We start from the raw sequence: 12,411 nt of genomic DNA, 5'->3' as shown, positions 1-12,411 counted from the left end.
GTCTTAAGGAGTGTCTATGCCCAGGCGCGCGGCAGATATGTCTCGCGCTTCCCGATGGTGCTCCATCCAAGGTCGCCAGTCGCGCGAACGCGTGCTCGATAGCAGCTTTCAGCCATTTTCACAACGACCAGATGGGGCCGAAACGCGCGCTTCTACAGCGGAAGTTCCGGCTCGCGCCGGGCGTTGCGGCGGGCATTGGTGACCGTGGGCGAAGCGGTCGAGCGGACAAAGCTCCAGCGGATCGAGGGCGCCTGACGCGCATCCTGGCGGATCACGATCTGCGCGGTGCGGCGGGGGCCGTCATTGCCGGCCAGGAACACGCTGTCCTCTAGGTCGACCTTGTCGTCGAGCGCCTCAAAGGTCCAGACGTCGCGGTTGGGCAGCACCAGCATGACGCCGCGGGCATCCGACAGCCGGCTCGCTTTCACGGCCGGATGCAGATGGAAGCGCAGCGCGAAATCGGCATCGGCGCCCTTGAGACGCGCGCCTTGCGGCGGCGACAGCGTGTCCTCGCCATCGATCCGGCCGCCGTCATTGGCGATCATCAGCACACGGCGATGGACAACGCCGAATTTGGCGAGATAGCCGTCATGCGACGTCGTCAGCAGCGTGCCGTCCTGCACGACCTCGCGATAACTCTCGACCTCGACGGGCCCGCTGGTGACGGGCGCGCCGTGCAGCAGCCGCTTCATCGCCGACATCTCGACGAACTGGCAGGACGAGGTTTCGTGATAGGTCAGCGTCGAATGTGCCGGAGTGCCGCGCGCGAACGGCCGCCAATTGTCGCGGCCTGTCGTCGGCATGCCGCAATTGGTGACGATGCGGCTGATGCCCGAGGACAATACGAACGACAGGCAGCCGGCATGGGCATCGTGGCTGACGCCGGCCGGCGGCGGCGGGCCGGTGTCGATGATCAGCGTGGTCTGGCCGGCATCGAGGCGCTGGAAGCCGGTATGCGGCATGTTCGCCATCGGGGTGCCGTGGGTATCGTCGTAGGCGAGCAGCGTGGCGAGCAGGTCCGAAGGCGTCGCGCTCATGCCGTTGAACAACGCGAAATTGCCGTCGCCGTGCCGGAAGAAGCGCAGCATCGGCATCATGCGATCGATCGCATTAAGTAGCGCCGGCGGCGGCGCGATGTTGCGGGCGGCAAAGGTCTGCCGCAGCGGCAACAGGTCGATCAGGAGCTCGATCAGTGCGCCGGGATTGCGCGAGATATGCCCGCCGTCGGGCAGGATCTGCCGCTGCAACTCGTCCGACAGCTTTTTCGACGCGCTGCGGATATGGCGCCCCTGGTTGGCGAGGCAGAGCGTCGTGTAGCACAGCGCGATCAGCACCTGGAGCTTCGGCACCCCGTCGGCAATGTTGACCATGGCGAAGCGCAGGAAGCGGATCTCGCGCGCCAGCGCACGCAGATAGCGGCGGTAGAATTTGTTGTCGGTGTCGTTGAGCACCAGCGGCGCCTGCGACAACAGCGAGATCACGCGCCGCGCCAGCACGTCGGCGCGGCGGGCAACCGGGCGGCGCTTGTTGGCGGGGTTGGAAATCCAGTCCTCGACCAGCGCGCGCGCATTCGCCCGCGTCAGCGCGGTGTCGGCGGCGCGCAGATGCCGCAGCCAGCCGAAGCCGAGCAGCGCGACCTCCCAATCCTCCGACGGCGGATCGAGATCGAAGATCGAGCGGCCGTGGCAGTTGACGATCTTGCCGGCGAACACGAAGCGCCCGGCATAGATCTCGGCGGCGCGCGTCGCATCCGCCGTGCGTAGATCGTGCGGCGCGATGATCAACCGGTCAGTGCGACCCGGCCACACCCGTGACAGCGCAACGGAGCCGCCGCTCGCGCGCGCGAGCATGTTCCGCGCGAAGCGGTTCATGACGAGCGTCGAGATACGTCTGCGTTGAGCGACCGACACGCCTTGCCTTGTGGGGGAGAGGATTCCGACGAATCCTTATTAATCCCAAAATCGGTCCGCTGACACCACCTTGAAAGGCTCCGAATCTGCGCCGCGGCAGCAAAAACCGGTGCAAAATCAGGATTTAACGAGCCGGGCTGCAAAAAATCCGTCAAGCCCGCCGAGCTTCGGGTCGGCGTGCGGCAGATGGCTCGGCAGGGTGCGCAGGTCACCGTCGGCGGTGATGATCTCGCTGAGCCCGGAGACCTCGGATGCCTCGATCGGCGCACGCCGAAGTGCAGGCTCCGCGGCCAGCAGCGCGGCGACGGCGTGCTCGCCCTCTTCGGGTTCCAGCGAGCAGGTGCAGTAGACCAGCGTCCCGCCGGGCTTGAGCAGCGTGACGGATTTACGCAGCAGCCGCTGCTGAAGCGTGGTCATTGCCGCGATGTCGGATTCCTGCCGGAGCCAGGATACATCGGGATGGCGGCGGATTGTCCCGGTCGAGGTGCAGGGCGCATCGATCAGGATGCCGTCGAAGCCATTGGCTGGACCCGCCCATTCCACGGCGTCGGCGACGACAGTCTCGGCCTGGAGCGACAGCCGCGACAGGTTTTCGCGCAGGCGCGCCACCCGGGCGGGCGATCGATCGATCGCCGTGACATGCGCGCCGGCCTGGGCCAGTTGCGCGGTCTTGCCGCCGGGCGCGGCGCAGAGGTCGGCGATGGACTTACCCTTGATGTCGCCGAACAGCCGGGCCGGCAGTGCGGCGGCGGCATCCTGTACCCACCATTGTCCATCGGTGAAGCCGGGCAGCATGGTCACTGCGCCGTGCAGCACCGCGCGCACCGATCCGGTCGGCAGCACTTCACCGTGCAGCCGGCTCGCCCATTGCGCGGCGTCGGACTTGACGGTGAGATCGAGCGACGGCTCGTGGCCGAGTGCGAGCGCCATGTCCCTTGCGGTCGCCTCGCCGTAATGCGCGCTCCAGCGCGCGAGTAGCCAGGGCGGCAGGTCCAGCGATTGCGCGGTGACTTCCTCCACCAGCGCCTTGCCCTCGCGCGCGCAGCGGCGCAGCACGGCGTTGACGAGGCCGGCATAGCGCGCGGCACGGCGGTCGGATTGTACCAGGCGGACGGAAAGATCGACGGCGGCATGATCGGGCACGTCCATCCAGAGGATCTGGGCGGCGCCGATCAGGAGCGCGCTCTGCGCGCGCGGCGCATCGGACGGAATGCCCTTGTCGAGCAGGCGCGACAGCACATGGCCGAGCGTGCCGAGCCGACGCAGGATGGTCGCAACCAGCCGCCGCATCAGCGCGCGGTCGCGGTCGGCCAGCGTCTTCAGCCCGGGATGGGCGCCGACGCCGTCGAGTTGCTCATCAAGCGTGCGATGCTTGTGCAGCACGCCGTCGACAATGTCGGCAGCGATCCGCCGTGCCGCGAGGCCAGGCACTTCGGAGGGAGGGGCGAAACGTTGAGATGGCATGCGGAAGCAAGGTTCTGAGCGAGCGGCAGTTCCGCCGATATGGGCGCATGCCTTAAGAACGGCAGCTGTGGCATGCGAATATGCCAAATGTAAGAATCGTCTCTGGCATTTTCAGCCTGTCACGACCATTTCAGCAATGCGTTATTGCACGTCGCGCAGCCTTTGATCCTGCGCTAGGACACCGGGCGATGAGTGACCAGCCTACCGATCGCAAGCCATTGCCGCCGGCCGCCCAGCGCGCGCTGGCCGAAGCCGAAGCGCGCCGGCAGGCCGCCGCGGCTCATGCCGAAGCGTCGCCGAAGGAATTGCAGGGCCCGAAGGGACCTGAACCCACGCGGTATGGCGACTGGGAACGCAAAGGCATCGCTTCGGACTTTTGAAGCTCCAGTTTGAAGCTCCCTTGCCCGCTCGCCCGACTCAGCCCTAGCGTGCGCGGATGTCGCGCTTTGACCCCAGCCATCCCTATCGGCCTTCGTACAACGGCTCGCCATTCGGCCGCCGCTTCTCAGGGCTATTGCCGTGGATGTTCGTGGTCGGCGTGGTGGTGGCGATCGTGCTCACCTTCCGGCACGGAACGAATTGGCCCGTCCGGCATGCGACCGATGGTGAATCGCGAGATGCCGAGGTCATCCTCCAGCAGTCCGGCAATTCGGACATTCGCCAGCCGGTCGACGTGATCCGCACCATCGACGGCGACACTTTTCTCGCCCGTGTGCACCAGGGCGACGGACGCGATCTCGTTGCGCGCGTTCGTTTGCGCGGCATCGATGCGCCCGAGATGAGGGCGTCCTGTCAGGAGGAATTGGACAAGGCCGAAGCGGCCACCGAGGCGCTGCGTAATTTGCTCGGCCAGGGCGGCGTCACGATCTACAATCTCGGTTCCGAAAAATATGGGCGCGTCCTGGCCGATGTCGCGACCAGGCGCACGGCCAACGTTTCGGCCGTGCTGCTCGCGGGCGGCTACGCGCGCAGCTACAATGGCGGTCATCGCGACGGCTGGTGCGCGCGGGGCTGGCGCTTCTGGTAACAAAAAAGCCGCGTCGACGACGCGGCTTTTTCAATTCGGTTTTGAACTCGGCGATCAGCGCGCCACGACCACCGTCGTGCCGACCGAGACACGGCTGTAGAGATCGGTGATGTCGTCGTTGAGCATGCGGATGCAGCCATAGGAGACGAAGCCGCCGACGGAGCCTGGCACGTTGGTGCCGTGGATGGCGTATTCGCCGCCGGCCAGTGTCATCGCCGCGACGCCCATCGGATTGCGCGGCGATCCGCCCGGAATGACGTCGGGAAGCTGCGGCTTGTCGCGCTTCACCTCGGCGGGCGGCGACCAGGCCGGGTTTCGGTACTTGCCGTCGATGCGGGTGGTGCCGGCCCACTGCTTGCCGGACTTGCCGACGCCGACCGGATAGCGCACGGCGTGGCCGTTATCGAGGATGAGATAGAGCCGCCGCTCGTTGGTCTTGACCACAATGGTGCCCGGCGAATAGTCGGCGACGTGTGTCCCCACCATCTCCGGCCGCGCCTGCGCCGCCGTCGACATCAAAACCCCTGCCCCGATGGTGGCGGCCAGCGCCACAGCAACCTTCATCGACATCGATACTTCCCCCTGCCCCAAACGGATCGTTCAAAATGACGCAAAACCCGGCAATCGCCGGCTCGCCCAGAGATTCTTAACCGCACCTGTTAACCGGATGGTTTCCACGCACGGCCGCCAAGGGCCAGCCAGCAGGGCGACCAAAGGAAATGTTGGAAACAAAGTAAATGACTTGAAAACAACACTCGGCGGGAAAGATACAGGCGCGGCGGGGCGCGCCCTGACAAGTGCGTGAGGATGTGAACAGCCGTCGTTCCGGGCCACGCTGTCGCGCGCCCGGAACGACGGGAGGTGGGCTTACGCCGACTTCTTGTTCTGCCGGTTCTTGACGAGATCGTCGACCACGGCGGGATCGGCCAGTGTAGAGGTGTCCCCCAGGCTGCCCGGCTCGTCCTCGGCGATCTTGCGCAGAATGCGGCGCATGATCTTGCCGGAGCGGGTCTTGGGCAGGCCGGGCGAGAACTGGATCTGGTCGGGCGCGGCGATCGGGCCGATCTCCTTGCGCACCCAGGTGACGAGCTCCTTGCGCAGTTCGTCGCTCGGCTCGACGCCGGCCATCAGGGTGACATAGGCGTAGATGCCCTGGCCCTTGATGTCGTGGGGGTAACCGACCACAGCGGCTTCCGACACCTTCTCATGCGCGACCAGCGCGCTTTCGACTTCCGCGGTGCCCATGCGGTGACCGGAGACGTTGATGACGTCGTCGACGCGGCCGGTAATCCAGTAATAGCCGTCGGCATCGCGCCGGCAGCCGTCGCCGGTGAAATATTTGCCCTTGTAGGTCGAGAAATAAGTCTGCTCGAAGCGGGCGTGATCGCCATAGACCGTGCGCATCTGGCCCGGCCACGACCGCGTCAGGCAGAGATTGCCCGATGTCTCGCCGTCCAGCACCTTGCCGTCGGCATCGACGATTTCAGGCACCACGCCGAAGAACGGCTGGGTCGCCGAGCCCGGCTTCAGCTTGGTCGCGCCCGGCAGCGGCGTGATCAAGATGCCGCCGGTCTCGGTCTGCCACCAGGTGTCGACGATCGGGCAGCGGTCGTCGCCGACGACGCGGTGATACCATTCCCAGGCTTCCGGATTGATGGGCTCGCCGACCGAGCCGAGCAGGCGGAGCGAAGCGCGCGACGTCTTCTTCACCGGCTCGTCGCCGTACTGCATCAGTGCGCGGATCGCGGTTGGCGCGGTGTAGAAGATGTTGACCTTGTGCTTGTCAATCACGTTCCAGAAACGCGAATTGTCCGGATAGTTCGGCACGCCCTCGAACATCAGCGTGGTGGCGCCGTTCGCCAGCGGCCCGTAGAGAATATAGCTATGGCCGGTGACCCAGCCGACGTCGGCGGTGCACCAGTAGATGTCGCCGTCGTGATAGTCGAAGACGTATTGATGCGTCATCGCGGCGAAGACGAGATAGCCGGCTGACGTGTGCAGCACGCCCTTGGGCTGGCCGGTCGAGCCCGACGTATAGAGGATGAACAGCGGATCCTCGGCGTGCATATGCTCGGCCGGGCACTCCGTCGTCACCATCGCGGCGGCGTCGTGATACCAGAGGTCGCGGGTCGGGTTCATGTCGACCGTGCCGCCGGTGCGCTTGACCACGACGACCCAATCGACGCCGTCGGCCTTGGCGAGTGCGGCGTCGACATTGGCCTTCAGCGGCACCTTCTTGCCGCCGCGCAGGCCTTCGTCCGCGGTGATGATGACCTTGGATTGGCAATCGTTGATGCGCTGGGCGAGGCTATCCGGCGAGAAACCCGCAAACACCACGGAATGGACGGCGCCGATCCGCGCGCAGGCCAGCATCGCGTAGGCCGCTTCCGGAATCATCGGCAGATAGATGGTGACGCGGTCACCCTTCTTGACGTTGCGGGTGCGCAGGATGTTGGCCATCCGGCAGACTTCGTCGTGCAGCTCCTGGTAGGTGATGTGCTTTGACTGCGAGGGATCGTCGCCTTCCCAGATGATCGCGGTCTGGTGGGCGCGCTTGTGAAGATGACGGTCGATGCAATTATGGGCGACGTTGAGGATTCCGTCCTCGAACCATTTGATGGAGATGTTGCCGGGCGCGAACGAGACGTTCTCGATTTTGGTCGGCGCCTTCATCCAGTCGACGCGCTTGGCCTGTTCGGCCCAGAAGCCGTTCGGGTCCGAGATCGAGCGGGCGTACATTTCCTTGTACTTGGCCTGGTCGACCCAGGCGCGCTTGGCCCAATCCGCGGGGACGTCGTAAATCTTCTCGGACATGTTTCCCTCCACATACAGCAAGCCGAACCCAAGCGACTGGCAAGCGACTTGATCGTTGAACCGATTATGCGTCCGCCTAACCGGGCCCGACAAGGAGCACAAGCTGGACCTTCGGTGATCGGCCCGCCATGCGGCGGATCAGGCTATGCGGACCGGCTGTCGCAGGTCTGAAACAGGCCGAGAGAGGGTTTTCGGCTCTTTACCCAAATCTCCAGAACAGGCCGCGCAGGGCCCCCATGCGCCGGTCGAAGGTATTTAGAAACCGCCTCTCACTGATTCGGGACTCGCAATGCCGTTCGGAACACCCTAAATGGCCAACCCGGGCCCAGAGAGACCCCTTGGAACAAACATCAGAACAGCGGCATTGACGGACAACAGGCAGGGCTAAGGCGTAAGACTATGATGGATCAGCAGAATCTCGGGACGATACGGCCCGCTTCAGCCGATCCTGCCGCTATTGCGCTGGCCAAAGCCCTCGGACAATGGCCGAAACCGGCCGCATCTCACCGTCTCAGCCCGAAAAAGACCTTCGACACGGCGCCTCCGACCTCCGTTGAGGCGATCGCAAGGGAACTGGGCCTGCGGCTCGGCGACCAGAACGAGCTGAAAATCCGGCGCATCAAGCGCGGCAAGGGCTATTCCTTCGTCCGCCCGAACGGCGCACATATCCGCGACGCCCGCACCATCCGCCGGCTGCATGCCATGGCGGTGCCGCCGGCCTATCGCGAGGTCCGCTACTCGGCCGATCCGAGCTCGCATCTCCAGGCCGTGGGACGCGATGCCGCGGGCCGGCTGCAATACCGCTATCACGCCGATTGGGAGAAGGTCCGCGAGCATCGCAAGGCGCATCGCCTGGAAAAGCTCGTCGGCGCGCTGCCAAAGATCCGGCGCAAGGTCTCGGCGTTCCTGTCGGGCGAGGAGCCGACGCGCGAGTTCGCGCTCTCGGCCGTGATCGAGTTGATCGCGCGCACCGCGATCCGTCCGGGCAATGAATCCTATGCGCGTCTGAACGGCACCCGCGGCGCCACCACGATGCTGAAGTCCAACGTCACGCTGGAAGACGATAGCTTCGTGCTGACCTTCAAGGCGAAGGGCGGCAAGGCGGTGCGCAAGGAATGCGACGCGGCCAAGCTGGTGCGCGCCATCGGCATCCTGCGTGGCGTTCCCGGCAAGCGCATGTTCCAGTATCGCGATGCCTACGGCATCGTGCGCGCGGTCAATACTACGCAGGTGAATGCATTCCTGCGTGAGATCGCCGGCATCAAGATTTCGCTGAAGGATTTTCGCACGCTGATGGCGTCCGCCGTCGTGGTGGAATCGCTGTCACGCATCACGCCGGCGACCAGCCAGCGCGGTCGCAAGAAGCAGGTGCTCGACGCGATCCGCGCCGCCGCCGACCAGCTTTCCAACACGCCGGCGATCTGCCGCAAGAGCTACGTCCACGACACCATCGTCACCGCCTTCGAGGACGGCATCCTCGAACGCTTCGCCGCGACGATGAAGGGCCAGCGTTCGCAGGCAAGGCGCGAGCAGTTGTTGCAGCAGGTGGTGGCGACCGCGGCGGTGTGAGCGACTTCATTTCGTAGCCCGGATGGAGCGCAGCGTAATCCGGGGTCGCGCCAAATGAAGACTTTCCCGGATTGCGCTTCGCTCCATCCGGGCTACGGCTGTAACTAAATCCCGCCCATCTTGCAGACGAGCTTCCACTCCTCCGCCGTCACCGGCTGCACCGACAGGCGCGAATATTTCACCAGCGCCATATCAGCGAGCTTCTTCTCGGCCTTGACCGCGGCCATCGTCACCGGCGTCTTCAAGGGCTTGTCGGCCTTGATGTCGACGCAGACGAATTTTGCGGTCTTGTCGGTCGGATCGGGATAGGCCTCCTTGATAATCTCCGCGATGCCGACGATCTCCTTGCCCTCGTTGGAATGATAGAAGAACGCCTTGTCGCCCTTCTTCATGTTCACAAGATTCAGGCGCGCGGTGAAATTGCGTACGCCGGTCCAGGCCTCGCCCTTGGCGCCCTTTGCCACCTGCTGGTCCCAGGACCACACCGACGGTTCGGATTTCACCAGCCAGTAATTCATCGTGCGCCCCATCCGTTTGTCATGCCGGGCAAGAGCGCGAAGCGCCTTCCCACGAGAAGACCCGGCCATCCACGTCCTCTTCGATCGTTCAATATCAAGACGTGGATGNATGCCCGCGACAAGCGCGGGCATGACGGAAAATGTCACTCCTCGGCCTTGAAGGGGCGCGTCAGCAGCCCCGAGATCGCGGCGTCGATCGTGCTCCTGCCGCTCAGGATCGCCGCAACGGCTTCCGATACCGGCATCTCGATGTTCTGCGAAGCCGCGAGCTCAATCAGCACCGGCGCGGTGAACTCACCTTCGGCAAGCTTGCCGGCGGGTGGCTGCTCGCCGCGGCCGAGTGCGAGGCCGAGCGCAAAATTGCGCGATTGCGGGCTCGAGCAGGTCAGGATCAGATCGCCGAGGCCTGACAGGCCAACGAGCGTCTCACTGCGTGCGCCGAGCGCGCGGCCCAGGCGGGTCAATTCGGCAAAGCCGCGGGTGGTGAGGGCAGCCTCGGCGGAGGCGCCGAGCTTGCGCCCGACCGCAATGCCGACAGCGATCGCCAGGACATTCTTGGCCGCGCCGCCGATCTCGACGCCGCGGATATCGGTGGAGTGATAGGGCCGGAAGGTCGGCGAGCCCAGCGCCTGCACGAGTGCGCTCGCGAGTGCATCATCCTTCGCCGCCAGCGTCACCGCCGTCGGCAGGCCGCGCGCGACGTCATCGGCGAAGCTCGGGCCCGACAGGATTGCCGGCTGTGCGTGGGGTGCGGCCTCCGCAATCACATCGGTCATGAATTTGTGGGTGCCGTGCTCGATGCCCTTGGCGCAGGCGACGATCGGCACAGGCCTTGCGATGTGCGAGGCGAGCATGTTGACGGCGCCGCGTAGATGCTGCGCGGGCGTTGCGATCAACAGCATGTCCGCACGCGCCGCTGTGGCCAGCTCGTTCGTTACCACGATCTCCGGCGCCAGCCGCACGCCGGCCAATCGCGGATTGTCGCGGGACGAGGCGATCCGGGCGGCATGCTCGGCATTGCGCGCCCAGAGCGTCACCGCGCGTCCTGCCCGCGCGGCCACGGTCGCGAGCGCCGTGCCCCAGGCGCCTGCGCCGATCACCGCGACGGAGTGGAATTCCGCCATCGTCAAAATCCCGCCCGCGTCTTGCCGTAGCCCGCCGGCGCCGTCGCGTTGGCATCGAGCAGCCAGCGCGCGCGGGGCTGGGCTTCCATCGTATCCGTCATGCCGAGCGCGAGGCGTTCGGCGCCGGCCCAGGCGATCATAGCGCCATTGTCGGTGCAGAGCGCAGGCGGCGGCATGATCAGTTGCGTCTGCGCTCTCGTGGCAACGTCGTAAAGGGCGCCGCGGATCGCCTGATTGGCGGCGACGCCGCCGGCGGCCACCAGCGCGCGCGGTGCGCCGAACTGCTCGCGGAAAAGCTTGAGCCCCACGCTCAGCCGATCCGCCGTCGAGTCCAGCACAGCGGCCTGGAAGCTTGCGCAGAGATCGTTGATGTCCTGCGGCGTGATCTCCGTGATCCGGCTCGCTTCATTGCGCACCGCCGTCTTCAATCCCGACAGGGAGAAGTTGGCATCGGGGCGCCCTTGCATAGGTCTTGGAAAGGCAAAACGCGTGGCGTCACCGTTTGCCGCCGCGCGCTCGACCTGCGGGCCGCCGGGATAGGGCAGGCGCAGCATCTTCGCGACCTTGTCGAAGGCCTCGCCAATGGCGTCGTCGACGGTGGTGCCCAGTCGCACATATTGGCCGACGCCGGTGACTGCGACGATCTGGGTGTGGCCGCCGGAGGCGAGAAACAGGCAATAGGGAAATTCGACTCCGTCGGTCAGCCGCGGCGTCAGCGCGTGGGCTTCAAGATGGTTCACCGCGACCAGCGGCGTGTCATGCACCATCGCGATCGCCTTCGCGGTGGTGAGCCCGACGATGACGCCGCCGATCAGGCCCGGGCCCGCGGCTGCCGCAACGCCATTGAGCTCGGCATAGTCGATGCCGGCCTCGTGCATGGCGCGGTCGATGATGCCGTCGAGCACGTCGACATGGGCGCGGGCGGCGATCTCCGGCACGACGCCGCCGAAACGGGCATGCTCCTCGACCTGCGACCGCACGATATTGGACAGGATCTTGCCGCGTCCGTCAGGCGCGCGCTCGATCACGGCCGCCGCGGTCTCATCGCAGGTGGTTTCGATGCCCAGTACCAGCATTGGCGAATTGTTATCCAATTTGCGCCCTTGCGCTCATATGTAAACCAGAGTTCTGGTACGTCCGGTAGCATTCCGGGGTCGTCTTGCGCAATTGCCGTGACAGCGTCCCCACGACTCGGCCCTGGGAACACAGCGATGTCCATTCTTGTCACACGCCCGCATCCGGACAACGAGGCGACGGCAGAAAGTTTGCGCGCACGGGGTCATGTGGTGTTGCTGGCGCCGCTGCTCAAGTTCGAGCCTGTCGCCTTCCATGACGAGAGCGAGGCCGCTTACGGCGCCATCATCGTCACGTCGGCGAATGCGATCCGCGCTGTCGCGCCACTATTGCCGGACCTCGATCTGTTGAAGCTGCCGCTATTCGCAGTCGGGGAACATACCGCCACTGCTGCGCGCGACGCCGGCTTTGCCGAGGTGATTGTCGCCGGAGGTGATGCCGCGGCCCTGCGCGACAAGGTGATGCAGGGCGCGCGCGACAAGCGCGTGAAGAAGAAAAGCACGTTGCTCTATCTGGCGGGTGCGGATTTGTCGCGCGATCTCGGCGGCGAGCTCGGCGCCGAAGGCTTTAGCGTAGTGACGCAGACGACCTATCGCATGGCGCCGGTCAAGCACCTGCCCCGCGAGGTCTGCGAGGGCTTTGCCGCCCATGGCATAAGAGCGGTGCTGCACTACTCCCGGCGCAGCGCGCGGGCTTTTCTGGAGGCGGCGCGGGACGAAGGCGTTGAAATTTCTGCGCTGGCGATCCCGCAATGCTGCCTGTCCGAGACGGTCGCCGCCGTGTTGCGCGAGGCCGGCGCCGCGCAGGTTGCGGTTGCCGCCGCGCCGGATGAAAATGCCTTATTTGACACCTTGGAGCGTGCTTTGCGGACCCGTTTGGCGTAAGAGGTCGGGCCGAATCCGACGCAATCG

General features: G+C 65.4%; 11 protein-coding genes and 1 riboswitch. Of the genes, 4 read left to right on the top strand and 7 right to left on the bottom strand.

Going from position 1 to position 12,411, the window contains the following annotated elements; genetic code table 11:
- Positions 1–11 precede the first annotated feature (11 nt).
- Positions 12–93: riboswitch (ZMP/ZTP riboswitch) on the bottom strand.
- A gap of 59 nt (positions 94–152) precedes the next feature.
- A complete protein-coding gene (locus UP06_RS18350; protein WP_045005001.1) occupies positions 153–1,871 on the bottom strand; it encodes a heparinase II/III family protein in 1,719 nt (572 codons plus the stop codon).
- Positions 1,872–2,027: 156 nt separating this feature from the next.
- Positions 2,028–3,374, bottom strand: coding sequence for an RsmB/NOP family class I SAM-dependent RNA methyltransferase (locus UP06_RS18345; protein WP_045004550.1), 1,347 nt, complete (start codon positions 3,372–3,374; stop codon positions 2,028–2,030).
- A gap of 188 nt (positions 3,375–3,562) precedes the next feature.
- On the opposite strand from UP06_RS18345, the gene UP06_RS39970 reads away from it, so the two are divergent.
- Both UP06_RS39970 and UP06_RS18340 read left to right on the top strand, forming a co-directional pair.
- Positions 3,563–3,754, top strand: a complete 192-nt coding sequence (locus UP06_RS39970; protein ID WP_082078613.1) for a DUF1674 domain-containing protein — start codon at positions 3,563–3,565, stop codon at positions 3,752–3,754.
- 56 nt (positions 3,755–3,810) lie between these two features.
- Complete coding sequence (locus UP06_RS18340) at positions 3,811–4,401, top strand: thermonuclease family protein (RefSeq protein WP_045004548.1); 591 nt, start codon at positions 3,811–3,813, stop codon at positions 4,399–4,401.
- 54 nt (positions 4,402–4,455) lie between these two features.
- Here the strand turns inward: UP06_RS18340 and UP06_RS18335 are convergent, their stop codons facing one another.
- Complete coding sequence (locus UP06_RS18335; RefSeq protein WP_045004546.1) at positions 4,456–4,971, bottom strand: L,D-transpeptidase; 516 nt, start codon at positions 4,969–4,971, stop codon at positions 4,456–4,458.
- A gap of 297 nt (positions 4,972–5,268) precedes the next feature.
- Positions 5,269–7,215, bottom strand: a complete 1,947-nt coding sequence (gene acs / locus UP06_RS18330; protein WP_045004999.1) for an acetate--CoA ligase — start codon at positions 7,213–7,215, stop codon at positions 5,269–5,271.
- Positions 7,216–7,614: 399 nt separating this feature from the next.
- On the opposite strand from acs, the gene UP06_RS18325 reads away from it, so the two are divergent.
- Positions 7,615–8,784, top strand: a complete 1,170-nt coding sequence (locus UP06_RS18325; RefSeq protein WP_045004544.1) for a DNA topoisomerase IB — start codon at positions 7,615–7,617, stop codon at positions 8,782–8,784.
- 104 nt (positions 8,785–8,888) lie between these two features.
- Here the strand turns inward: UP06_RS18325 and UP06_RS18320 are convergent, their stop codons facing one another.
- The 3 genes from UP06_RS18320 to tsaD all read right to left on the bottom strand — a co-directional run bounded on the left by UP06_RS18320 (position 8,889) and on the right by tsaD (position 11,502).
- Positions 8,889–9,302, bottom strand: coding sequence for an EVE domain-containing protein (locus UP06_RS18320; protein WP_045004997.1), 414 nt, complete (start codon positions 9,300–9,302; stop codon positions 8,889–8,891).
- A gap of 143 nt (positions 9,303–9,445) precedes the next feature.
- Positions 9,446–10,426 (bottom strand): NAD(P)H-dependent glycerol-3-phosphate dehydrogenase, encoded by a 981-nt coding sequence (locus UP06_RS18315; RefSeq protein ID WP_045004543.1) that lies wholly within the window; start codon positions 10,424–10,426, stop codon positions 9,446–9,448.
- 2 nt (positions 10,427–10,428) lie between these two features.
- On the bottom strand, positions 10,429–11,502 hold the full coding sequence (gene tsaD, locus UP06_RS18310) for a tRNA (adenosine(37)-N6)-threonylcarbamoyltransferase complex transferase subunit TsaD (RefSeq protein ID WP_045004542.1): 1,074 nt from the start codon (positions 11,500–11,502) through the stop codon (positions 10,429–10,431).
- Between the two features lie 135 nt (positions 11,503–11,637).
- On the opposite strand from tsaD, the gene UP06_RS18305 reads away from it, so the two are divergent.
- Positions 11,638–12,384: a uroporphyrinogen-III synthase gene (locus tag UP06_RS18305; RefSeq protein ID WP_045004541.1), complete on the top strand. Its 747-nt coding sequence runs from the start codon at positions 11,638–11,640 to the stop codon at positions 12,382–12,384.
- Positions 12,385–12,411: the final 27 nt, after the last annotated feature.

The organism is Bradyrhizobium sp. LTSP857, from assembly GCF_000938285.1.
Lineage (GTDB): Bacteria > Pseudomonadota > Alphaproteobacteria > Rhizobiales > Xanthobacteraceae > Bradyrhizobium.
This window is presented reverse-complemented; position numbering and strand designations above follow the sequence as displayed.